Raw genomic sequence first — 21384 nt, 5'->3', positions numbered from 1 at the left:
GGTCGCGGCGGCTATCCCAACGCCGCCGCCACCCTCTCCCGGTAGCCCCGCACCGGGGCCGCGTCCCGGTACGGCTCCAGACGGCGTTCGAAGTCGCGCACGTACTCCACCGCGCGAGCGCTCCGCATCTCCGCGGCCTGGCCCGCGGCCTCCGCGGCCAGCGCGCACGCCTGGTCGAGTTCGCCGAGGCCGAGGCGGGCCGTGGCGAGGACGACGCGGCAGAAGAGCCGGCTGCGGGCGTAGGCGGGCGCGCGCAGCTGGAGGGAGCGTTCGGCGTGCTGGGCGGCCGCCCGGTACTGCTGCAGATCCCGGTGGCAGTGCCCGAACTCGTCGGCGAGCTGGGCCTCGTCGAAGAACCGGGCCCAGTACGGCACCTCGTCCCCGGGCCGGGCCGCCTCCAGGGCGCGCTCGGCCCGCACCAGCGCCGCCGTGCACGCCCGCACCTCGCCGAGCACGCCGTGCGCCCGCGCCTCGGCGGCGTGCAGCAGCGCCTGCACGACCGGCGGGCCGCCCGTGCCCATGCCCTGCTGGGCGACCCGGGCCAGCTGGACGGCCTCCCTGCCGTGGCCGAGATACACGGCCTGGCGGCTCATGGTGACCAGGACGTAGGAGCCGTACGCGCGGTCGCCGGCCGCCTGGGCGAGCCGCAGGGCCTGCACGAAGTAGCGCTGGGCGAGTCCGTGCGCGGCGATGTCGTACGAGGTCCAGCCGGCGAGCCGGGTGAGGTCGGCCGCCGCGGCGAACAGCCTGCGGCCGGTCTGCTCGTCGTAGGAGCCCCGGAGCATCGGCTCGCACTCGTGCTCCAGGTAGCGCACCAGGGCCTGCCGGGCGTGCCCGCCGCCGTACCGGTCGTCGAGCGTGCGGAACAGCTCGCCCACCGAGCGCAGCGCGCTGATGTCGCCGCCGGTGACCTTGTGGCCGGGGGCCCGCTCGGCGTGCCCGCGCGCCCGGGGCGGGACGGTGAGCGCCGGGCGGCCCTGGGCCTTGGCCGGGGCGGGGCGGCCCTGCGCGGGGACGCGGGCGGCCGGTTCCCGGGCGACCTTGTCGTCGGCCTTGCCGATCAGCCAGTCCCGGCTGGGCACCACGAGCCCGGCCGGGGTGAAGGCGATCTTGCGCAGCTCGGCGTGGCTGCCGGAGTCCTTGCGCCACAGCCCGCTGACGATGTCGACGGCCTCCTCCGGGGTGGCCGCGAACTCCAGCCCCGCGTACACCGGCGCGCACGCGTCCAGGCCGAGGTCCTGGGCGGTGAGCCGGCGCCCGAGCCGGCGCGTGAAGACCTCGGCGATGAGGGCGGGGGTGGTGCCCCTGGGCTGCTGTCCGCGCAGCCAGCGGGTGACCGAGGTCTTGTCGTATCTCAGGTCCAGCCCGTGTTCCAGGCCGAGCTGGTCGACGCGACGGGCCAGACCCGCGTTGGAGAATCCCGCTTCTGCGATGAGCGCGGCGAGCTGGCGGTTGGGGGTGCGCTGCGCGGGTCGGTCCGTCATCTGCGGTGCGGTCTCCTGCCTTCCGGGCCCGACGACGTGCCCGGTTTGCCTTTGAGCAGCCCTTATGGCCTCACGAACGGCGCGAATGTAGCGGAGAGTGAGCAGGCGCTCGCACATTCCGCCAGGCATTCATCCGATCGTGTGAGAAACGCCCGTAGGGCTGACGTACACCGGACGGACGTACAGTGGCGTGGGCGCTTTACGTGCCTGACACACCGGTCGCTGAGGGAGGCGCTTGCCGTGAGTGAGTTGCGGTTCGTCCGCATGGGGTTCGGTGCGGATGCCGTCGATTACCAGGAGGCCTGGGACGAGCAGCGCCGGGTGCACGCGGCGCGGTTCGCCGACGAGGTCCCGGACACCGTGCTGCTGCTGGAGCACCCCCCGGTCTACACGGCGGGGCGGCGCACCGAGGACAGCGAGCGCCCCCTGGACGGCACCCCGGTGATCGACGTGGACCGCGGCGGCAAGATCACCTGGCACGGACCGGGCCAGCTGGTGGGCTACCCGATCCAGAAGCTGCCCCGCCCGGTGGACGTGGTCGCGCACGTACGGCGGCTGGAGGAGGCGCTGATCCGCACCTGCGCGGAGTTCGGCCTCGAGACCACCCGGGTCGAGGGCCGCAGCGGGGTGTGGGTGCTCGGCGACCCGGTCGAGCAGCGGCCGGCGCTCGGAGGGCTGTCCCTGGACTTCGACCCCCGGATGAGCGACCCGGAGTTCGACCCCCGGCTCAACGGCCCCGACTACGCCCCCTCCAACGCGGGCCAGCGGCGCGAGGACCGCAAGATCGCCGCGATCGGCATCCGGGTCGCCAAGGGCGTCACCATGCACGGCTTCGCGCTCAACGTGAACCCGGACAACAAGTGGTTCGACAGGATCATCCCGTGCGGCATCCGCGACGCGGGCGTCGCCTCCCTCGCGGGCGAACTGGGCCGCGACATCACCATCGCCGAGGTGCTGCCGGTCGTGGAGAAGCACCTGAAGGACGTCCTGGAGAACGCGGAGCTCAAGCCCCGGGTGATCGAGAAGGCGTCCGCCTGAGCCGCCCCGCGCCGGGGGAATGCGCCCTGCGACCGCGGGGTTGATCTCCCCGGCAGGGCGCAAGGAACACGGGCGTACCCTGGTGTACGCCGAAGAATCAAAGCTTAGGGAGCCGGTCGTGTCCGCAGTCGCACCCGACGGACGCAAGATGCTGCGCCTGGAGGTCCGCAACAGCCAGACCCCCATCGAGCGCAAGCCCGAGTGGATCAAGACCCGGGCGAAAATGGGCCCCGAGTACACGAAGATGCAGAACCTCGTGAAGAGCGAGGGCCTGCACACGGTCTGCCAGGAAGCCGGCTGCCCGAACATCTACGAGTGCTGGGAGGACCGCGAGGCGACCTTCCTCATCGGCGGCGACCAGTGCACCCGGCGCTGCGACTTCTGCCAGATCGACACCGGCAAGCCCGAGGCGCTGGACCGCGACGAGCCGCGCCGCGTCGGCGAGTCCGTGGTCACCATGGACCTGAACTACGCCACCATCACCGGCGTCGCCCGCGACGACCTGGAGGACGGCGGCGCCTGGCTGTACGCCGAGACCGTGCGCCAGATCCACGCGCAGACGGCGCACCGGGAGGGCGGCCGTACCAAGGTCGAGCTGCTGGCCCCGGACTTCAACGCGGTCCCCGAGCAGCTCGAAGAGGTCTTCTCCTCCCGCCCCGAGGTCTTCGCGCACAACGTCGAGACGGTTCCGCGGATCTTCAAGCGCATCCGCCCCGGCTTCCGCTACGAGCGCTCCCTGAAGGTCATCACCGAGGCCCGCGACTACGGCCTGGTGACCAAGTCCAACCTGATCCTCGGCATGGGCGAGACCCGCGAGGAGGTCAGCGAGGCGCTCAGGCAGCTGCACGACGCCGGCTGCGAGCTGGTCACCATCACCCAGTACCTGCGCCCCTCCGTGCGGCACCATCCGGTCGAGCGCTGGGTGAAGCCGCAGGAGTTCGTGGAGCTGAAGGAGGAGGCCGAGCAGATCGGCTTCTCCGGGGTGATGTCGGGTCCGCTGGTGCGGTCGTCGTACCGGGCCGGGCGCCTGTACCAGATGGCCGTGGAACAGCGTCATTCAGCTGCTCCGCAGCGGGGCGGCTCCTTCGTCGCCGGCCAGGCGGTGTGAGCCTCGCCACCCAGGTGGCGTGAGCCGCGCGTGTGAATTCACGCACAAGTTGCTACTGGCCAGTAATGGCCGAGTTCACGCGGTCCCGGCCGTCCTCGCTGATGAGGGCGGGCGCCGGGGCCGCGTCGGCGTTTCAGTGCCGCCTGTCAAGGCTTCATGGGCGTTTGACCGGTCGGACACGCCCTGGTAACACCGATCAGTGACTCTGGTATCACGCCTCGTACACCATCCGCTCCGAGGGGGGACCTCGATCATGCAGGCCGCGCCCGTACGCGCCACCGCCATCCCGTCCTTCACCGATGCTCTCCGCGCCGTCGAGTCCCTGCTCATGAGCGGCGGTCAGCGCACGGCCCGGCGCAACGCGTGGACCTCCGTACTGGAGGACCGCCGCCGGGCCAAGGACCGCGTCGAGGTCCAGCGCTTCCTGGAGCAGGCCGCCGGCCGCTCCTGACGCCCGCCCCGGCCGTGTCCCCGGACACCCGCGTCCCCGTCCCGCGGGCACTGCCGTCGTCCGCACTCCCAGGGCCACGTAGACTTCGTGACATGGCGAGGAAGGAAACCGCGGCGGACGCCGCGAACGCAGGGCGACTGAAGCAGATCGCCCTCACCTACAAGATGACCAGCAAGGTCGACAAGAAGATCGGCCTTGTACTCGGGGCCGTCGGTCTCGGCACCCTCGCTGTCTTCCTTGTGATCGGCTTCTTGATCGGGCACCCGGTCTACCTGGGCATCTTCGGCCTGCTGATCGCTCTGCTGGCGACGGCGATCGTGTTCGGCCGCCGGGCCGAGCGTGCCGCGTTCGGCCAGATGGAGGGCCAGCCGGGCGCCGCGGCGGCCGTGCTCGACAACATCGGCCGGGGCTGGACGACGACTCCCGCGGTGGCGATGAACCGCAGCCAGGACGTGGTGCACCGGGCGGTCGGCAAGGCCGGCATCGTGCTGGTCGCCGAGGGCAACCCGAACCGGGTCAAGAGCCTGCTGGCCGCCGAGAAGAAGAAGATGAACCGCATCGTGGCGGACGTGCCGGTGCACGACGTGATCGTCGGCAACGGCGAGGGCCAGGTCGAGCTGAAGAAGCTGCGCACCACCCTGCTGAAGTTCCCGCGCGTGCTCACCGGTCCCCAGGTGACGGCCACCAACGACCGGTTGCGGGCCCTGGGCGACCTGATGAGCAACATGCCGCTGCCGAAGGGCCCGATGCCCAAGGGCATGCGGATGCCGAAGGGCCGCTGAGCCCGCCGGGCCCGTCGGTTCCGGCCCTGTCAGTTCAGGCTTCGGAACTCCCGCTCGCAGTACACCATCGGCGACCCCTCGCCCAGCCGTACTCCCGTTACCCGGCCGATCAGGATCGTGTGATCCCCGGCCGGGTAACGCGCGTGTGCGGCGCAGTCCAGCTGTACGGGCGCCTGCCGCACCGCCGGCAGACCGAAGGGGCTCGGCTGGAGCAGGTCGTCGGAGAACTTGTCCGCGCCCTTGGTGGCGAACAGCAGGGCCAGCGGCTCGTGCTCCGGCGCCAGCACGCTCACCGCGAAGTGGTCACAGCGCGCGAACACCGCCGCCGAGTCGGCCGCGTCCGCGAGGCACACCAGGATCAGGGGCGGCTCCAGGGAGACGGAGCAGAAGGAGCTGGCCGTGAAACCGCGCGGAGTACCGTCCTCGCAGCGTGCGGTCACCACCACCACGCCCGACGGAAAGCGCGCCATGGCGTCCCGGAACTCCTCGGGCGTCACCTCGGCCGCCATCACATCCTGAGCATCGGTCATACGGCGACCATGCCGCCGACGGTGTGACCGGGCAACCGGATGAGGGGCATACGGGCCATCACCGGTGAGCGGTCAGACACGGACCTCCACGGTCTTCGCCAGCCGGTCGTGCAGCCCGCGGCCGTCCCGGTCCCAGATCAGCGCCGGGACCGCGAGGCACAGCAGGACCGTCCGCAGCAGCGACCGCAGCGGATGGACCGTGCCGGTCTCCAGGGCGACCACCCGGATGCCGAAGAGCCGCTTGCCCGGCGTGAAGCCGATCGTGCCGACGGTCAGGACGCTCATGACGAAGAAGACGCCGAGCGCCCAGTTGCTCGTCGCAGGCACCCGGTAGCCGTTCGTGATCAGGCCGTATGCGATCAGGACGCTCAGCCCCCAGTCCACGGCCAGCGCGCCGAGGCGCCGTCCCGGGCCCGCGACGGAGTTCGGCCCCTCCTGCGGGAGACCGAGCCGCTCACCCCGGTAGCCGAAGTCCGCACCGGCCTCCTCCATGGCCGCGCGGGGCCCGGAGAGCCACGATCCGAGTGCTTGCCTGTTGTCCACCCGTCAACGGTACTGCGCCCGGTTTCGCGCACTGTGCCGAGGGGTGTGTCGGGGCTACGGTGGACACGTGGCCGGTTAACTTCTGCGAAACAAACGGGTCACGCCCGAGAAATCACCCGTCCCTAGGGTCGAGGCCAGCGTGTGCCACCGCACTGGCCGCACGAACGATCTACCACCCCGGCGAGGACGGTCGGGAGTAGGAGGAGCTGGATGTTCCAGAACGCCGACGAGGCCAAGAAGTTCATCGCGGACGAGGACGTCAAGTTCATCGACGTCCGCTTCTGCGACCTGCCGGGCGTCATGCAGCACTTCACGGTGCCCGTTGAGGCGTTCGACCCGGACGAGGAGCTCGCCTTCGACGGATCGTCGATCCGTGGTTTCCAGGCGATCCACGAGTCCGACATGGCCCTGCGCGCCGACCTGTCCACCGCCCGTGTGGACCCGTTCCGTCGTGACAAGACCCTCAACATCAACTTCTTCATCCACGACCCGATCACGGGCGAGCAGTACTCCCGTGACCCGCGCAACGTGGCGAAGAAGGCCGAGGCCTACCTCGCGTCGACCGGTATCGCGGACACCGCCTACTTCGGTCCCGAGGCCGAGTTCTACGTCTTCGACAGCGTGCGTTTCGCCACGTCCGCGAACGAGTCCTTCTACCACATCGACTCCGAGGCGGGCGCCTGGAACACCGGTGCGCTGGAGGACAACCGCGGTTACAAGGTCCGTTACAAGGGCGGCTACTTCCCGGTCCCGCCGGTCGACCACTTCGCCGACCTGCGCGCCGAGATCTCCCTGGAGCTGGAGAAGGCCGGCCTGAAGGTCGAGCGCCAGCACCACGAGGTGGGCACCGCCGGCCAGGCGGAGATCAACTACAAGTTCAACACGCTGCTCGCCGCCGCCGACGACCTGCAGCTGTTCAAGTACATCGTGAAGAACGTCGCCTGGCGCAACGGCAAGACGGCGACCTTCATGCCGAAGCCGATCTTCGGTGACAACGGCTCGGGCATGCACGTCCACCAGTCGCTGTGGGCGAACGGCGACCCGCTGTTCTACGACGAGGCCGGCTACGCGGGCCTGTCGGACACCGCCCGCTACTACATCGGCGGCATCCTCAAGCACGCCCCGTCGCTGCTGGCCTTCACCAACCCGACGGTGAACTCGTACCACCGTCTGGTTCCGGGCTTCGAGGCGCCGATCAACCTGGTGTACTCGCAGCGCAACCGCTCCGCGGCCATGCGTATCCCGATCACGGGCTCCAACCCGAAGGCCAAGCGCGTGGAGTTCCGCGCCCCGGACTCCTCCGGCAACCCGTACCTGGCCTTCTCCGCCCTGCTGCTGGCGGGTCTGGACGGCATCAAGAACAAGATCGAGCCGGCCGAGCCGATCGACAAGGACCTGTACGAGCTGGCTCCGGAGGAGCACGCGAACGTCGCCCAGGTCCCGACCTCCCTCGGCGCCGTCCTCGACGCCCTCGAGGCCGACCACGAGTTCCTCCTCCAGGGCGACGTGTTCACGTCCGACCTGATCGAGACGTGGATCGACTTCAAGCGCACCAACGAGATCGCGCCGCTGCAGCTGCGTCCGCACCCGCACGAGTTCGAGCTCTACTTCGACGTGTGACAGACGCCACCTGAAAGGCCCCCCGGCTCCGGCCGGGGGGCCTTCGGCGTGCCCGGCCCGGACGGGGCCGGGCCGGGAGCGCGGAGGAGCCCCGGGCGGGAGGGAACTTTTTCCCGCTTCCCGGACTTCCTACTTCCGGGGGATCATCCTCCTGCCCTGCCGGACGAGAGAGGTTGAACGGGGATGACGGAACAGGACGACTGGGAGCGCGAGTTCGATCACCGCTGGGCGAATTCCGCCGAGCACAAGGAGCCCTCGGCCCGGGCCCGTATGCTCGCCGCGCGCTGGAAGGACACCCCGCCGGACCCGGCGCCCTTCCGCGCCGACCCCGCGCCGGCGCCGCGCCGGGCGTCGTGGGCCTCGACGGGCGTGGTCGTCGGCGCCGTCCTCGCGGTCATGGTGCTGATCGGGCTGCTCCAGTTCGGCGTGTCGCGCTAGCGGAGCGGGGACCGTCCGCGACCGGCGGCCGGCTCACAGTACGTTTTGCTGCTCCTAGGGCCGTTCCGGACCTGTTCATGGGAGTCGGCGGGTGCACACTGGACAGCGGGACGAGTGCCTGACTGCGGGGTGATGCAAGATGCAGAGCCGCTTCCGGAGCGACCGACGGCTGACCGTGCGCATGGGGCTGACCATGTTCCTGCTCGGTCTGCTCTACGTCGCCTTCATCGCCGCGCTGATCGCGCTGCTGAGGTCGTGGGTGCTGGTCGTCGTGGTGATCGGCGCGATGTTCGTGGCGCAGTTCTGGTTCTCCGACCGGATCGCCATGTTCGCGATGCACGGCAGGGTCGTGGAGCGCGAGGAGTATCCCGAGCTGCACGCGGTGATCGACCGGCTGTGCGCGATCGCGGACATGCCCAAGCCGGTGGTCGCGGTGTCCAACATGGACATGCCCAACGCGTTCGCGACCGGCCGGAACCCCGACCACGCCGTGGTCTGCGTGACCACCGGGCTGCTGCGACGGCTGGAGCCGGCGGAGCTGGAGGGCGTGCTGGCGCACGAGCTGTCGCACGTGGCGCACAAGGACGTCGCCGTGATCACGATCGCGTCCTTCCTCGGTGTGCTCGCGGGCCTGATCGTGCGGTTCGCCTTCTACTCGCAGATCTTCGGCGGGGGCCGCCGGGACCAGAACACCGCCGCCCTCTTCGCCATGATCATGGGCGTCTCCGCCGCCGTGTACGCGCTCAGCTTCCTGCTGATCCGGGCGCTGTCCCGGTACCGGGAGCTGGCGGCGGACCGCGCGGCCGCGCATCTCACCGGACGCCCGTCGGCGCTCGCCTCCGCACTCACCAAGGTCACCGGGGACATCGCCCGGATCCCGACCAAGGACCTGCGCACCGCCCAGGCCTTCAACGCCTTCTACTTCACCCCGGCGGCCGGCAAGGAGCCCGGCATCGAGCGGTTCTTCTCCACGCACCCGAGCCTGGAGCAGCGGCTGGAGCAGCTCGCCCGCATCTCGGCGGAACTGGGCGAGGCCGCCGCCCCCGGGAAGGCGGGCTGAGCGGATGGCGGATGGCGCGCGGGCGCATCGCACCGGCGAGGCCAGGGCCGGCCGGACGACGCCCGGGCGATCCGCACCGGGGAAGGCGGGCCGACGACCGGACGGGACCGACCGGACGGCACCCGAACACACCCCGCCCCAGGGAACGCGGGACCGACCGGACAGGACCGACCGGACGGCACCCGAACACACCCCGCACCAGGGAACGCGGGACCGACCGGGCAGGACCGACCGGACGGCACCCGAACACACCCGCACCAGGGAACGCGGGACCGACCGGACAGGACCGACCGGACGGCACCCGAACACATCCACACCGCAGAAGGCGGGACCGACCGGATGACGGCCGAACACATCGCACCGGGAAAGGCGGGCTGAGACTTGGGGCTGCTGGACATCCTGCTGGGCCGTACGAAACCGGTCGCGCCCGATCTCGACCAGCTCTTCGCGCTGCCCTCGGCGGCCGTGACCCTCGAGGCCGCGGCCGGTTTCCGGCCGACCGGGACCGGCGCCGTGTGCTTCGCCACCGTGGAGGGCGCGGCCTTCGAGCAGACCCACCGGGAGGTGCAGGCGCTGCTGGACGCGGACACCGAGCGCTCCGGCCCGCCGGTGGAGCTGCGCCGGGACGACTACGGCTACTCCTGGCTGGTGTCCGAGCGCAGCCCCGAGCAGCTGCCGGAGCTGGTCAACGACCTGCACGCGGTGAACAGCGCCATGGAGGTCAACGGCTTCGGCCCGCAGCTGCTGTGCTCGCTGGCCGCCTTCACGGACGACGGGGGCCGAAAGCTGGCGCTCGTCTACCTCTACAAGCGCGGGACCTTCTACCCCTTCGCGCCCCTGCCCGGGGCCGCCGAGCGGCGGGACAACCCGCTGGAGCTCCAGATGAAGGCGACCCTCGCGAACGATCTGCGTATCGAGCAGGACCTGGGCCGCTGGTTCCCGGTGTGGGGCGCCCCCGGTATGTGACCGGGGACGCCTGGCTCACCTGCTCTTCTCCCGCGCCTGCCGACGGGCCTCGAAGGGCCGCTCGCGGCGGTAGCGGCGCTCCCACTTCGCCTGCCGGTCCCGGCGCTCGCGGTAGGCGCGGTAGCTGTCCGGCAGGGGCGGGCCGGCCGGGCCGGCCGGTGGCGTGCCGGGGGAGCCGCGTCCGTGCGTCGCGTACAGATACAGCAGCGCGACGGCGGCGAGCCACCACAGATGGTTTCCGATGCCGAGGATCACCAGGACGACGGTCCCGGACGCGAGGATGCCACGCATGACGGACCTCCGTTGGGGTGAGTGTGGCGGGGGGTGGGGTGTGTCGGCTTCGTGCCGTTTGTTCAGCGTAGGGAGCCCGGCACGGGGCCCGCATCCGGTTTTCCGTCCGGCGGGGGCCCGCCGTGAGTGAATGACTCCATGAGCGAACTGGCGTACTTCACCCACGACTTCGACGGCGAACGGCTCAGCGGCGTGCACACCGGTGCGTCCGGCAGGGCCACCGCGGTGCTGCTGCACGGCGCGGGCACCGGCAGCAAGGACCGCCTCCTGCCGCTGGTCGGCGAGTTCGCCGGGCAGGGCTGCCGCGCCCTGGCCTTCGACTTCTCCGGGCACGGCGGGAGCACGGGAAGACTCGCTGAGCTGAGCCTGCGCCGCCGGTTCGAGCAGGCGGTGTCGGTGCTCGACGCGCACGTCCCGGCGGAGGACCCGCTGATTCTGGTCGGGTTCAGCATGAGCGGACAGACCGTCGCCGATCTCGTACGGCACCACGGCACGCGGGTGGCGGCCGTCGGCCTGTGCTCCCCCGCCGTCTACTCCCCCGATGCCTGGGAGGTGCCCTTCGGGGACGGCCGGGGCCGGTTCACCGAGATCCTGCGCACTCCGGACAGCTGGCGGGCCTCGTCCGCGCTGGAGGCGTACCGGGCGTACGCGGGCCGGGCGGTGCTGGCGGTGCCGGGCGCCGACGCGGTGATTCCGCCGGCGGTGACCGCGGCCGTACAGGACGCGCTCTCGACGCGGGCCGAGTACTCCCGCTTCGAACTACCTGGAGCCGAGCACCGGTTGGGGCTGTGGTTCCGCGACCACCCGGAGGACCGGCGGGAGTTCGTGAGCCGTCTGCTGGCCCCGTCGGCCGAACGGGAGCCGCTGGAGTCCCTTCCGGCGTGAGAGCGCGCCGGGTGTCCCGCCCGCCGGCGGGCGGGACACCCGGCGCCGGTCCGCCTCAGCGGCTGTAGCGCATGAACGCCCGGACCATGCGGCAGGTGGTGTCGGAGGGCGGGCGCATGCCGATCTCCTCCGCCGTGCTGCGGATCTTGTCGTCCCGGGCCTGGGCCGGGAGGTAGACGCCCGAGTCGAGCAGGGCTATGGCGAGGCGCATGGCCTTCAGGCGGCGGTTGTGCGCCACGTACCACTCGCGGGGCCGCCCGGCCGGCAGCGGCCGCTTGATCACGGGCTCGTACGGCGAGTCGAACAGAACGGGGTGCTGGGCGGTGGACTGAGTCCGGGACGGCTTCGGCTTCAGGGCGGCAGCGGGCACAGGCATCCTCCTGTCGCGGTCAGGGCCCCGCCGGACAGCCCGGCGACGCCCTCGAACACTTCCTCCAGTCTACTGCCGGGCACTGACAATCACAGGACCGCAGGGGCGGGTAAACACCCAGGTGGCAAAGGGAATTGGAGGCATGCGACGGGGGTGCGGGGAGGGGCTGCCGGGGCGTCGGAAAATCGAACAGAGCCGGTGGCGGGTACCGTGTGCGGCATGGAAATCTGGATCAACCCGGCCTGCTCCAAGTGCCGCAGCGCCATCAGCCTGCTCGACGCCGAGGGCGCCGAGTACACCGTCCGCCGCTATCTGGAGGACGTGCCGAGCGAGGACGAGATCAGGGCCGTCCTCGACCGGCTGGACCTGGAGCCGTGGGACATCACCCGCGCCCAGGAGGCCGAGGCCAAGGAGCTGGGGCTCAAGGAGTGGGCGCGGGACGCCGCCACGCGGGACCGGTGGATCGCCGCCCTCGCCCGGCACCCGAAGCTCATCCAGCGGCCGATCATCACCGCCGACGACGGTACGGCCCTGGTGGCCCGCTCCGAGGACGCGGTGCGCGAGGCCCTGTCCCGCGACAAGAGCTGAGCGGTGCTCAACTCGTCTGTGACACAGCGCACTTCACCGACACCCGAAACCGCTGAGTAACCTCGTTCGGCATCTCGTACATAGCGGCGTACGCTCCCCTACCTCTCCAGGAGGCGCGCATGTCGCGTAGGCGCACCCTCAGTACGAAGAAGAAGATCGCGCTGCTCGTCAGTGCCGCGGCGGTGGCGGGCGGCGGGGCCTTCGCACTGGCCACGACGTCCAACGCGGCCCAGCCCGCGCAGGGCGCGAAGACGCTGTCCGCCGCGGACTCGACGGTGTGCCAGGGGCTCGCCACGGCCCACGGCAACAACGACCGGTTCATCGCGGACCAGAAGGCCCATCCGGACGCCCAGTCGGCGGCCCGGATCGCCAACCGCGAGGCGGTCATCAAGCAGATCGAGGTCCAGCAGAAGGCGGCCGGATGCACGGTTGGGGAGTCGGCTCAGGGCTCCCAGACCGGGCAGCAGGTCGCCGGCCAGCAAGGTGCCGGTCAGCAGGGATCCGGGCAGCAGGCCGGCGGCGCCCAGTCGGCCCAGCCCTCGCAGTCCTCCGCCGCGGGGAACGACGCCGGGAACAACGCCGGCGGCGGGGCCGCGGCCTCCGGTCAGCAGGTGTGCAACGGCTCCACCGTGACGCTCTCCGGTGAGGGCGGCGCCCCGGCCGCGTCCAGCAACCAGTTCCCGGCCGGCACGACCCTGAAGGTCACCAACCTGGACAACAACAAGTCCACCACGGTGAAGGTGACCTCCGTGTCCGGCAGCTGCGTGCTGCTCAACAACGCGGCCTTCGAACAGGTCCGTGAGCCCGGCAAGTTCCTCATCCGGCACGCCCGGATCGAGAAGGTGGGGTGAGGTTCAGGGACCGGACAGGAAAGCGGTGAGGCGGCGGGCCAGGGCCTCGGGGGCGGCATGCGGCAGCGCGTGATGCGAGACGTCCGGCAGGACGGCCGTCTCCACGTGCGGCAGCAGCGCCTGCGCCCTGGCAGCCACCTCACGGGCGTCGTGGGTCCTGCTGTTCGCGGCCACGAGCAGCAGGACCCGGGCGTCCAGGGTCCGCAGCGCGTCCGGCGCCGGGCGCGGGCCGGTCACCGGCTTCGCGGCCGGGAAGCCGGCGGCAGCCTCCTGGAGTGCGAGCCAGTCAGGGTCCAGGGGTGCTCCCGAGGTCTCCCACTCCAGGAAGGCGCGGGCCCGGCGGGGCGTGGGCCGCAGCAGCATCGGCAGGGCACGCAGCAGATACGCCGCCTTGAACCCGGCGAAACTCTGGGTCGGGTCCAGGAGGAACAGGCGGCGTGTCCGGGCGGGGGCGCGCAGGGCGTAGTGGAGGGCGATCCAGCCGCCGTACGAGTGGCCGCCCAGGTCGGCCGAGGCGACGCCCAGGCCGTCCAGGACCGCGTCCAGCCAGAGCGTCAGGTCGGCGACCGTACGGGGGTGGCGGTCGCCGGCCGGGACGCTCAGGCCCGGGGCGCCGACCACGTCGACCGCGTGCACCCGGCGTATCCGGGCCAGTTCCGCGACCTGGGCGTACCAGGAGACGGAGGTGGCCCCGCCGCCGCCCGGCAGCAGGAGCAGCGGGGGCGCGTCGCGGGGGCCGCAGGTGTTGACGCGGGTGTCGCCGAAGGGGGTGGCGACGGTCAGCGCCTGCCGCTCGCCGGGCCATTTCGCCAGGAGCTCGTCGTATGCGGCCCGGAAGACCCGGCCGTCGTATCCCGTCACGGCATCGCCCCCTATTATCTCGTTCAGCAAGACAATCGCTCGGCGAGATAATAACTTCGGAGGCCCCGCGTGCCACCCGAGATGGAGATCGTCCACCTCCTGCGTGCCGCCGCCGTCGAACTCGGCCTGCACAGCGCTCGGTTCGCGCAGGCGAACGGCATGCACCCCACGGACGTACGGGCCCTGATCTCGCTCATGGACGCCCGGCGGGCCGGTGAGGAGCTGACCGCGGGGCGGCTCGGGGCGCTGCTCGGCCTCAACTCGGCGGGTACGACCGCCCTGCTCGACCGGCTGGAGCGGGCCGGTCATGTGCGCAGGGAGCGCGGCGCACAGGACCGGCGGAAGGTCGTCGTGGCGCTGGAGGAAGCCGCCGTGGACCTCGGATGGGCCTTCTTCGGGCCGCTCATCGAGCGCTCCACGGAGTTGCTGCGCGGCTACGACGACCACCAGCGTGCCGCGATCCGGGACTTCCTCGACGGGGTGCGGCAGGCCGCGGCGGAGGGCGCCCATACCCCGTCCGCCGGCGCCTCACCACGTGAGCCGGGAGGCGGAAGGACCAGGTAACGCGGGGTTCACACACGGGCAACGGCCGGGAAACCGCCTGTTGACAGGCTGCGCGGCAGATCGGCGCGGCGCCCCGGCGCCGCAGCAACCCGCAGCACCCGCACCGAGTGCGGCCCCACCACCCCGAGGACGGCCCCCGTGACCTTCAAGGCTGAGTACATCTGGATCGACGGCACCGTCCCTACGGCGAAGCTCCGTTCCAAGACGAAGGTCATCACGGGTGACTTCGCCGGCCTGGAGTCGCTGCCCGTCTGGGGCTTCGACGGCTCCTCCACCAACCAGGCCGAGGGCCACTCCTCGGACTGCGTGCTCAAGCCGGTCTTCACGTGCCCCGACCCGATCCGCGGCGGCGACGACGTCCTGGTGCTGTGCGAGGTCCTGGACACCGACCTGACCCCGCACCCGTCCAACACGCGGGCCGCGCTGGCCGAGGTGGCCGAGCGGTTCGCCGCGCAGGAGCCGGTCTTCGGCATCGAGCAGGAGTACACCTTCTTCGACGGCTCCCGGCCGCTGGGCTTCCCCGAGGGCGGCTTCCCGGCCCCGCAGGGCGGCTACTACTGCGGTGTCGGCGCCGACGAGATCTTCGGCCGCGAGATCGTCGAGGCCCACCTGGACAACTGCCTGAAGGCCGGTCTCGGCATCTCCGGCATCAACGCCGAGGTCATGCCGGGCCAGTGGGAGTTCCAGGTCGGCCCGCTCGCCCCGCTGGAGGTCTCCGACCAGCTGTGGGTGGCCCGCTGGCTGCTGTACCGCACCGCCGAGGACTTCGGCGTCTCGGCGACCCTGGACCCGAAGCCGGTCAAGGGCGACTGGAACGGCGCGGGGGCGCACACCAACTTCTCCACCAAGGCCATGCGCGAGGGCTACGACGCGATCATCACCGCGTGCGAGTCGCTCGGCGAGGGCTCCAAGCCGCTGGACCACGTCAAGAACTACGGCGCCGGCATCGACGAGCGCCTGACCGGCCTGCACGAGACCGCCCCGTGGGACAAGTACTCCTACGGCGTCTCCGACCGCGGCGCCTCGGTGCGCATCCCGTGGCAGGTCGAGAAGGACGGCAAGGGCTACATCGAGGACCGCCGCCCGAACGCCAACGTCGACCCGTACGTGGTGACCCGCCTGCTGGTGGACACCTGCTGCACCGCGCTGGAGAAGGCCGGCCAGGTCTGATCCACGCCGCAGGGCCCTCTGGGGGCGCTCACCGCGAGGTGGGCGCCCCTTTCGCACGCCGTCTGCCTGCCGCGTTGTCGGCGGCGCGTGCCATCGTGGGGGCGTGGAGACCGACTGGGGGGAGCTGCCGGCCCGCGCGACCGTGCTCGGCTGGGCGTCGCCCCGTCCGGATACCGAGACGACATCTCGCACAGGGGTCCTGTCCGGGGGCGGTGTCTGCTTCAATGGGCGCATGGCCAGCTTCCAGAAGACCACCGCGACGGGTCGCCATGACCTCGAGCCCTTCTGGCCTTCCCGTCAGCACCACGACTTCGACCGGGTGTGTTGCCGCGCGGTGAACGCGCGGGCCCTCTAAAGCCGTAACCCCCGGCCTTCGGCCAGCGCGAACGACGTACGTCCTCCGGCGCGCCCGACCACGAATCGCGGCCGTCGCTCCCACCGACGAACCTCTCGCGCGAAAGAGCTGACCTCTCATGGCGACCACTCGTTCTCTCTCCCCCGCCTCCGCCTCCACTCTCACCGCCCCCGCCCGGCACCGGCTGCGCGCCGTCGACCGGGACGAGGTGGTCGACGTCGCGGACCTGCTGCCGCCGGGCGCCACCTGGCTGCCCGCGCCGCAGCACACCCTGCCGGCCCTGCCCGGACAGCCCCCGATGGTCGGCTACCTGGTGCTGGTCCCGGCCGACCAGCGGCCCCCGTTCCTGCCGGTCGCGGTGCCGGACCAGGGGGACCAGCCGGAGCGGGCGCCCGGGACGGGCCCCGAGCCGCTGGTACGGATCGACCCCGTGCGCCGCACCGCCAGCGTCGAGGGCCGTGAACTCGACCTCACCTACCTGGAGTTCGAGCTGCTGGCGCACCTGGTGGCCCATCCGCACCGGGTGCACACCCGCGACCAGCTGGTCACCACGGTGTGGGGGTACGGCCATGTCGGCGACGGCCGGACCGTCGACGTGCACATCGCCCGGCTGCGCCGCAAGCTGGGCGCCGAGCACCGCCAGACGATCCAGACGGTGCGCCGGGTCGGCTACAAGTACACCCCGCCGACCGGCCGCTGACCGGTCTCCGCTCTGCCCTCGGCAGAGTCCCGTACCACCGCGCGCCCGGAGCGGGCACGATGCCCGGCATGAGACTTCTGGTGCTGGGCGGTACGGAATTCGTGGGGCGGGCGGTCGTCGAGGCCGCGCTGGGGCGGGGCTGGGAGGTGACCGTCTTCCACCGCGGACGGCACCAGCCCCCGCCCGGGGTGCGGTCGTTGCACGGCGACCGCACCGCCCCGGACGGCCTCGCCGCACTGGCCGCCGACGCGGGCTCCTGGGACGCCGTGATCGACACCTGGTCGGCCGAGCCGCGTGCCGTGCTCGCCGCGGCACGGCTGCTGCGGGGCCGTGCCGGGCGGTACGCGTACGTCTCCAGCCGGTCGGTGTACGCCTGGCCCTGGCCCTCGCTGGACGGGCCCGACGACGCCGGGGCGCTGGTCGAGGGCGCCGCCGACGCCGGGCCGGCCGACTACGCCAGCGACAAGCGGGGCGGCGAACTGGCCGCCGTCGAGGCGTTCGGCGCGGCGGACTCGCTGCTGGTGCGGGCCGGGCTGATCCTCGGGCCGTACGAGAACGTGGGCCGGCTGCCCTGGTGGCTGACCCGGATCGCCCGCGGCGGCCCGGTCCTGGCCCCCGGGCCGCGCGAGCTGCCGGTGCAGTTCGTCGACGCCCGCGACCTGGCCGGCTGGCTCCTCGGCGCGGTGGAACAGGGGCTCGGCGGCCCGTACGACCTGATCGGACCGCCGGGCCACAGCACCATGGGCGAGTTGCTCGACGAGTGCGTCCGGGTCACCGGCTCGGGCGCCGAGCTGCGCTGGACCGATCCGCAGGCCGTCCTGGCCGCCGGGATCGAGCCGTGGACGGACCTGCCGGTGTGGGTGCCGCCGGACAGCGAGCTGTACGCGTGCGCGCACCGCACCGACGTGTCCCGGGCGCTGGCCACCGGCCTGGTGTGCCGGCCGCCCCGGGAGACCGTCGCGGACACCTGGCGCTGGCTCACGGAGCTCGGCGGCACGGCGCCGGTGCGGCCGGACCGCACGGCCAAGGGCGTCGATCCGGAGGTGGAGGCGAGGCTGCTGGCCGCGGCCGGCGGTGTACCTGGTACCACCCCCCGGGAGGGGACCTCGCACCCGTGACCCCCGCCCCGGGGTCGGCGAGACTTTCCGCATGAGCAGCGAAGACAAGAGCGGCCGCGCCCGGGAGGTGCTGCTGGCCGCCGTGCGCGGACTGGTGCTGGCAGTGACGGTGCTGCCCTTCGGCATCGTGTTCCTGGTCCTGGTCCCGCTGAGCCTCGCCTTCATCCCGCTCGGCGTCGGACTGGTGACGACTCCGGCCGTGCTGACGGGCGTGCGCGCGCTGGCGGACGTGCGCCGCAGGCTGGCGGGCGAGTGGTGCGGGGTGCGGATCCGGGCGGCGTACCGGCCGGTCCCCCGCGGGGCCTACCCCTGGACCCGCACCTTCACCATGCTGGGCGACCCCCAGACCTGGCGGGACGTGCGCTGGCTGCCGGTGGACGTCACGGCCGGTTTCGTCACCGCGCTGCTCCCGGCCGTGCTGCTGTTCTACCCCGTCGAGGGGCTGATGCTGCCCCTGGGCCTGTGGCAGCCGTACACGCACGGCGGCGGCGGCGCCTACTGGTACGCGTTCGTCCCGGTCGACGGCGAGCTGAGCGCCGTCGGCGCGGGCGTCCTCGCCCTCGTCCTCCTCGGCGTCGCCCTGCGCTACACCCCGGCCGCGCTGACCGCGCACTTCCGGCTCACCCGGGCGGTGCTCGACAACGCCAGAGGCGAACTCGCCGAACGGGTCCGGGTGCTGACCCAGACCCGGCGGGACGCCGTGGACACCTCCGCCGCCGAACTGCGCCGCATCGAGCGGGACCTGCACGACGGGGCGCAGGCCCGGCTGGTCGCCATGGGCATGGACCTCGGCACCATCGAGATGCTGGTGGAGCGGGACCCGGCGCAGGCCAAACGGCTGCTCGCCCAGGCCCGCCGGAACTCCGCCGAGGCCCTGGAGGAGCTGCGCGACCTGGTGCGCGGCATCCACCCGCCGGTCCTCGCCGAACGCGGACTCGGCGACGCCGTGCGGGCGCTGGCGCTGCGGCTGCCGCTGCCCTCCGAGGTGAGCGTGGACCTGCCGGGCCGGGCGGAGGCGCCGGTGGAGTCGGCGGCCTACTTCGCGGTCAGCGAGCTGCTCACCAACGCCGCCAAGCACTCCGGCGCCGACCGGGTGTGGGTCGACGCGCACCACACCGACGGCCGGCTGCGGATCACGGTCACCGACAACGGCAGGGGCGGCGCGGAGGTCGGCGCCGGCTCCGGACTCGCCGGGGTGGAGCGGCGGCTCGGTACATTCGACGGCGTCCTGGCCGTCAGCAGCCCCGTCGGCGGCCCCACCCTGGTGACCGTGGAGATCCCGTGCGCGTTGTCCTAGCCGAAGACCTCTTCCTGCTGCGCGACGGGCTGGTCCGGATGCTGGAGGCCTTCGGCTTCGAGATCGCCGCCGCCGTCGAGTCCGGCCCCGAACTCGCCCGGGCACTGGCCGAGCTGGAGCCGGACGTGGCGGTGGTCGACGTACGGCTGCCGCCCACGCACACCGACGAGGGCCTGCAGTGCGCGCTCAAGGCCCGGCGGGAGCGGCCGGGGCTGCCGGTGCTGGTGCTGTCCCAGCACGTGGAGCAGCTGTACGCGCGCGAACTGCTCGCGGACGGCACCGGTGGGGTCGGATATCTGCTCAAGGACCGGGTGTTCGACGCCGAGCAGTTCGTCGACGCCGTACGACGGGTGGCGGGGGGCGGTACGGCGATGGACCCGCAGGTGATCCAGCAGCTGCTGTCCCGGCGGGCCGGCGACGACCGGCCGCTCGCGGGGCTGACCCCGCGGGAGCTGGAGGTGCTGGAGCTGATGGCGCAGGGCCGGTCGAACGCGGGCATCGCGGCCCAGCTGGTGGTGACGGAACGGGCCGTCGCCAAGCACACCTCCAACATCTTCGCCAAGCTCGGCCTGGAGGTGTCCGACGACGACAACCGGCGCGTGCTGGCGGTCCTCGCCTATCTGGACCGGGACCGCTGACCTGCCAACTCCCGTGTTTCCGTGAGGAATTTGTGAGACCGGTGAACACCTCTGAGGCGGCGTCCGTATGGAAGGGCGCCGCTTCACTCCTGTCGGGCGCCTCGATGCTGCCCCGCAAGGAAGTCAGAGGAGTTCCATGGGACGCAACACACGAAAACGCCGTACGCCGCTGGCCACCAAGGCCATAGCCGCATCGGCGGCCCTAGCGCTCGGTGGGGGCGGGCTGATCTGGGCGAACTTCTACGCCTCGGCGCACGAGTCACACCACCAGACGTGGGGAGGCAACCAGACGAAGGCCGCGACGGCGCAGGTCGCGACGATCTCCTGCCCGGACGTCCAGCAGAAGCTGACGAACGTGCCGAACGCGGCCCGCCAGGGGGTGGCCAGGGAGCTGGCCAACCTCGACCGGCAGATCACCGAGGCCTACAACCGGCTCGCCTCCACCCGCGACGCGCAGGCGAAGGACCCGAGCTTCGTGCAGAACTCGATCGTCGGTCCGCTGAAGGAGAAGCGGGCGGCGACGATCGACCGGATCCGGATCGACATCCAGCGCGTCGGCGGCTCCTTCGACAACGCGATCAAGCAGCTCGCCGCCTGTACGACGCAGACCGCCGACCGGACCACCGCTGGGGGGAACAGCGGTGGCCAGCAGCAGAACAACGGCGGCGAGCAACAGGGCGGCCAGCAGCAAGGCGGCCAGCAGGGTGGTCAGCAGCAGGGCAACAACGGCGGTCAGGCCGGTGACGGCCCCTCCGCGGCGGACTTCGTGGACATCACCAAGGTCGCGCCGAACGTCCTGGCCAAGCCGAACAAGACCCCCAACGCCTCGACGGGTTCGTTCACCACCCGCTGCGGCGTGAACGCGAACCAGAACCACAACAGCGACAACGTCATCGTCGCGCCCGGCGTGACCAACGGCGCCCACCACGTCCACGACTACGTCGGCAACCAGAAGGTCAACGCCTTCTCCAGCAACCAGACGTTCCTGCAGGGCGGCAGCAGCTGCCAGAACCGCAACGACCTGTCGGCGTACTACTGGCCGGTCATCCGCGAGCAGGACGGCACCCAGGAGAAGGACGCCAACGCGGACGGCGGCGGCAAGGACCTCAACGTCGGCAAGATCCTGGTCGCCCAGCAGGCGCAGATCAAGTACGTGGGCAGCCCGGCGAGCAAGGTCGTCGCGATGCCGCAGTTCCTGCGCATCATCACCGGCGACGCCAAGGCCTTCACCAACGGCACGGCCAACGCCAACGCCCACTGGAGCTGCACCGGCTTCGAGAACAAGGTCCAGCTGACGGACAAGTACCCGATCTGCCCGTCGGGCAGCAAGGTGGTGCGCACGTTCGCCTTCCAGAGCTGCTGGGACGGCCAGAACATCGACAGCGCCAACCACCGTACGCACGTGGCCTTCGCCGACCCCGCGAGCGGTGTCTGCCCGAACGGCTTCAAGGCCATCCCGCAGCTGACCATGCGGCTCGTCTACAACGTGCCGCAGCCGGTGATCCAGGCGGACGGCACGGTGAAGAACGCCTACGCGGTCGACGGCTTCCCGGAGCAGCTGCACAAGCCGATCACCGACCACGACGACTTCATCAGCGTCACGACCGGCGGCCTGGCCAACAAGATCGCCAACTGCATCAACAACGGTCAGAACTGCGCATGACCTTCTGACCACG

Annotated in this window: 25 protein-coding genes; 19 read left to right on the top strand and 6 right to left on the bottom strand. The window is 71.7% G+C overall.

All coding sequences use genetic code 11. The features are described from left to right. Window positions 1–11 precede the first annotated feature (11 nt). Entirely contained in the window at window positions 12–1484 is a 1473-nt protein-coding gene (locus OG956_RS26485; protein WP_330340498.1) for a regulator, read from the bottom strand. 240 nt (window positions 1485–1724) lie between these two features. On the opposite strand from OG956_RS26485, the gene lipB reads away from it, so the two are divergent. From lipB to OG956_RS26465, 4 genes are all read left to right on the top strand, one after another. Further along, on the top strand, window positions 1725–2522 hold the full coding sequence (lipB, locus tag OG956_RS26480; RefSeq protein ID WP_330340497.1) for a lipoyl(octanoyl) transferase LipB: 798 nt from the start codon (window positions 1725–1727) through the stop codon (window positions 2520–2522). Window positions 2523–2640: 118 nt separating this feature from the next. Then, window positions 2641–3630: a lipoyl synthase gene (lipA, locus tag OG956_RS26475; protein ID WP_330340496.1), complete on the top strand. Its 990-nt coding sequence runs from the start codon at window positions 2641–2643 to the stop codon at window positions 3628–3630. A 253-nt stretch (window positions 3631–3883) separates the two neighbouring features. Further along, window positions 3884–4081, top strand: coding sequence for an SCO2195 family GlnR-regulated protein (locus tag OG956_RS26470; RefSeq protein WP_330340495.1), 198 nt, complete (start codon window positions 3884–3886; stop codon window positions 4079–4081). A gap of 92 nt (window positions 4082–4173) precedes the next feature. Further along, window positions 4174–4863 carry a DUF4191 domain-containing protein gene (locus OG956_RS26465; RefSeq protein WP_330340494.1) on the top strand — a complete coding sequence of 230 codons (690 nt, stop codon included), beginning with the start codon at window positions 4174–4176 and terminating at the stop codon, window positions 4861–4863. A 29-nt stretch (window positions 4864–4892) separates the two neighbouring features. Here the strand turns inward: OG956_RS26465 and OG956_RS26460 are convergent, their stop codons facing one another. Beyond that, window positions 4893–5393: a flavin reductase family protein gene (locus tag OG956_RS26460; protein ID WP_330340493.1), complete on the bottom strand. Its 501-nt coding sequence runs from the start codon at window positions 5391–5393 to the stop codon at window positions 4893–4895. A 72-nt stretch (window positions 5394–5465) separates the two neighbouring features. Further along, the gene (locus OG956_RS26455) at window positions 5466–5936 is read right to left on the bottom strand and encodes an RDD family protein (RefSeq protein ID WP_330340492.1); all 471 of its coding nucleotides are present in this window, start codon (window positions 5934–5936) and stop codon (window positions 5466–5468) included. Window positions 5937–6146: 210 nt separating this feature from the next. Between OG956_RS26455 and glnA the strand changes: the two genes are divergently transcribed. From glnA to pspAB, 4 genes are all read left to right on the top strand, one after another. Next, complete coding sequence (gene glnA / locus OG956_RS26450) at window positions 6147–7556, top strand: type I glutamate--ammonia ligase (RefSeq protein ID WP_330340491.1); 1410 nt, start codon at window positions 6147–6149, stop codon at window positions 7554–7556. A gap of 183 nt (window positions 7557–7739) precedes the next feature. Further along, complete coding sequence (locus tag OG956_RS26445; protein ID WP_330340490.1) at window positions 7740–7994, top strand: SCO2583/SCO2584 N-terminal domain-containing protein; 255 nt, start codon at window positions 7740–7742, stop codon at window positions 7992–7994. 139 nt (window positions 7995–8133) lie between these two features. Next, window positions 8134–9054: a zinc metalloprotease HtpX gene (gene htpX, locus OG956_RS26440; protein WP_330340489.1), complete on the top strand. Its 921-nt coding sequence runs from the start codon at window positions 8134–8136 to the stop codon at window positions 9052–9054. A gap of 381 nt (window positions 9055–9435) precedes the next feature. Further along, a complete protein-coding gene (pspAB, locus tag OG956_RS26435; RefSeq protein WP_330340488.1) occupies window positions 9436–10020 on the top strand; it encodes a PspA-associated protein PspAB in 585 nt (194 codons plus the stop codon). Window positions 10021–10035: 15 nt separating this feature from the next. Here pspAB and OG956_RS26430 read toward each other — a convergent pair whose 3' ends face one another. Then, window positions 10036–10311 (bottom strand): hypothetical protein, encoded by a 276-nt coding sequence (locus tag OG956_RS26430; RefSeq protein ID WP_330340487.1) that lies wholly within the window; start codon window positions 10309–10311, stop codon window positions 10036–10038. Between the two features lie 138 nt (window positions 10312–10449). On the opposite strand from OG956_RS26430, the gene OG956_RS26425 reads away from it, so the two are divergent. Further along, window positions 10450–11196: an alpha/beta hydrolase gene (locus OG956_RS26425; RefSeq protein WP_330340486.1), complete on the top strand. Its 747-nt coding sequence runs from the start codon at window positions 10450–10452 to the stop codon at window positions 11194–11196. Window positions 11197–11251: 55 nt separating this feature from the next. Here OG956_RS26425 and OG956_RS26420 read toward each other — a convergent pair whose 3' ends face one another. Then, window positions 11252–11566 carry a hypothetical protein gene (locus tag OG956_RS26420; protein ID WP_330340485.1) on the bottom strand — a complete coding sequence of 105 codons (315 nt, stop codon included), beginning with the start codon at window positions 11564–11566 and terminating at the stop codon, window positions 11252–11254. Window positions 11567–11785: 219 nt separating this feature from the next. Between OG956_RS26420 and OG956_RS26415 the strand changes: the two genes are divergently transcribed. Together OG956_RS26415 and OG956_RS26410 are read left to right on the top strand one after the other, a co-directional pair. Then, the gene (locus tag OG956_RS26415) at window positions 11786–12154 is read left to right on the top strand and encodes an ArsC/Spx/MgsR family protein (RefSeq protein ID WP_330340484.1); all 369 of its coding nucleotides are present in this window, start codon (window positions 11786–11788) and stop codon (window positions 12152–12154) included. 119 nt (window positions 12155–12273) lie between these two features. Continuing rightward, the gene (locus OG956_RS26410) at window positions 12274–13005 is read left to right on the top strand and encodes a hypothetical protein (protein ID WP_330340483.1); all 732 of its coding nucleotides are present in this window, start codon (window positions 12274–12276) and stop codon (window positions 13003–13005) included. 3 nt (window positions 13006–13008) lie between these two features. On the opposite strand, the gene OG956_RS26405 is transcribed toward OG956_RS26410, so the two are convergent. Then, on the bottom strand, window positions 13009–13866 hold the full coding sequence (locus OG956_RS26405) for an alpha/beta fold hydrolase (protein WP_330340482.1): 858 nt from the start codon (window positions 13864–13866) through the stop codon (window positions 13009–13011). 81 nt (window positions 13867–13947) lie between these two features. Here OG956_RS26405 and OG956_RS26400 point away from each other — a divergent pair, with 81 nt between their 5' ends. From OG956_RS26400 to OG956_RS26365, 8 genes are all read left to right on the top strand, one after another. Beyond that, complete coding sequence (locus OG956_RS26400; protein ID WP_330342953.1) at window positions 13948–14430, top strand: MarR family winged helix-turn-helix transcriptional regulator; 483 nt, start codon at window positions 13948–13950, stop codon at window positions 14428–14430. Between the two features lie 138 nt (window positions 14431–14568). Beyond that, entirely contained in the window at window positions 14569–15600 is a 1032-nt protein-coding gene (gene glnII, locus OG956_RS26395; RefSeq protein WP_330340481.1) for a glutamine synthetase, read from the top strand. Between the two features lie 103 nt (window positions 15601–15703). Next, complete coding sequence (locus OG956_RS26390; protein WP_330343061.1) at window positions 15704–15955, top strand: hypothetical protein; 252 nt, start codon at window positions 15704–15706, stop codon at window positions 15953–15955. A gap of 118 nt (window positions 15956–16073) precedes the next feature. Continuing rightward, on the top strand, window positions 16074–16655 hold the full coding sequence (locus tag OG956_RS26385) for a winged helix-turn-helix domain-containing protein (RefSeq protein ID WP_330340480.1): 582 nt from the start codon (window positions 16074–16076) through the stop codon (window positions 16653–16655). Window positions 16656–16723: 68 nt separating this feature from the next. Beyond that, window positions 16724–17773, top strand: a complete 1050-nt coding sequence (locus OG956_RS26380; protein WP_330340479.1) for an NAD-dependent epimerase/dehydratase family protein — start codon at window positions 16724–16726, stop codon at window positions 17771–17773. A 31-nt stretch (window positions 17774–17804) separates the two neighbouring features. Beyond that, window positions 17805–19070 (top strand): sensor histidine kinase, encoded by a 1266-nt coding sequence (locus OG956_RS26375; protein ID WP_330340478.1) that lies wholly within the window; start codon window positions 17805–17807, stop codon window positions 19068–19070. Next, on the top strand, window positions 19055–19708 hold the full coding sequence (locus OG956_RS26370; RefSeq protein WP_330340477.1) for a response regulator transcription factor: 654 nt from the start codon (window positions 19055–19057) through the stop codon (window positions 19706–19708). Before OG956_RS26375 ends, OG956_RS26370 begins: the two co-directional genes overlap by 16 nt. Window positions 19709–19844: 136 nt before the next feature. Further along, on the top strand, window positions 19845–21371 hold the full coding sequence (locus OG956_RS26365; protein WP_330340476.1) for a DUF1996 domain-containing protein: 1527 nt from the start codon (window positions 19845–19847) through the stop codon (window positions 21369–21371). The last annotated feature ends 13 nt before the right edge of the window (window positions 21372–21384 follow it).

The organism is Streptomyces sp. NBC_00557 (assembly GCF_036345995.1).
GTDB lineage: Bacteria > Actinomycetota > Actinomycetes > Streptomycetales > Streptomycetaceae > Streptomyces.
This window is presented reverse-complemented; position numbering and strand designations above follow the sequence as displayed.

Coding starts and splice junctions, on each gene's coding strand:
- OG956_RS26485 (WP_330340498.1), bottom strand. CDS start 1,484: ATGACGGACCGACCCGCGCAGCGCACCCCCAACCGCCAGCTCGCCGCG.
- OG956_RS26470 (WP_330340495.1), top strand. CDS start 3,884: ATGCAGGCCGCGCCCGTACGCGCCACCGCCATCCCGTCCTTCACCGAT.
- OG956_RS26465 (WP_330340494.1), top strand. CDS start 4,174: ATGGCGAGGAAGGAAACCGCGGCGGACGCCGCGAACGCAGGGCGACTG.
- OG956_RS26460 (WP_330340493.1), bottom strand. CDS start 5,393: ATGACCGATGCTCAGGATGTGATGGCGGCCGAGGTGACGCCCGAGGAG.
- glnA (WP_330340491.1), top strand. CDS start 6,147: ATGTTCCAGAACGCCGACGAGGCCAAGAAGTTCATCGCGGACGAGGAC.
- OG956_RS26445 (WP_330340490.1), top strand. CDS start 7,740: ATGACGGAACAGGACGACTGGGAGCGCGAGTTCGATCACCGCTGGGCG.
- htpX (WP_330340489.1), top strand. CDS start 8,134: ATGCAGAGCCGCTTCCGGAGCGACCGACGGCTGACCGTGCGCATGGGG.
- OG956_RS26430 (WP_330340487.1), bottom strand. CDS start 10,311: ATGCGTGGCATCCTCGCGTCCGGGACCGTCGTCCTGGTGATCCTCGGC.
- OG956_RS26425 (WP_330340486.1), top strand. CDS start 10,450: ATGAGCGAACTGGCGTACTTCACCCACGACTTCGACGGCGAACGGCTC.
- OG956_RS26415 (WP_330340484.1), top strand. CDS start 11,786: ATGGAAATCTGGATCAACCCGGCCTGCTCCAAGTGCCGCAGCGCCATC.
- OG956_RS26410 (WP_330340483.1), top strand. CDS start 12,274: ATGTCGCGTAGGCGCACCCTCAGTACGAAGAAGAAGATCGCGCTGCTC.
- OG956_RS26400 (WP_330342953.1), top strand. CDS start 13,948: ATGGAGATCGTCCACCTCCTGCGTGCCGCCGCCGTCGAACTCGGCCTG.
- OG956_RS26385 (WP_330340480.1), top strand. CDS start 16,074: ATGGCGACCACTCGTTCTCTCTCCCCCGCCTCCGCCTCCACTCTCACC.
- OG956_RS26380 (WP_330340479.1), top strand. CDS start 16,724: ATGAGACTTCTGGTGCTGGGCGGTACGGAATTCGTGGGGCGGGCGGTC.
- OG956_RS26375 (WP_330340478.1), top strand. CDS start 17,805: ATGAGCAGCGAAGACAAGAGCGGCCGCGCCCGGGAGGTGCTGCTGGCC.
- OG956_RS26365 (WP_330340476.1), top strand. CDS start 19,845: ATGGGACGCAACACACGAAAACGCCGTACGCCGCTGGCCACCAAGGCC.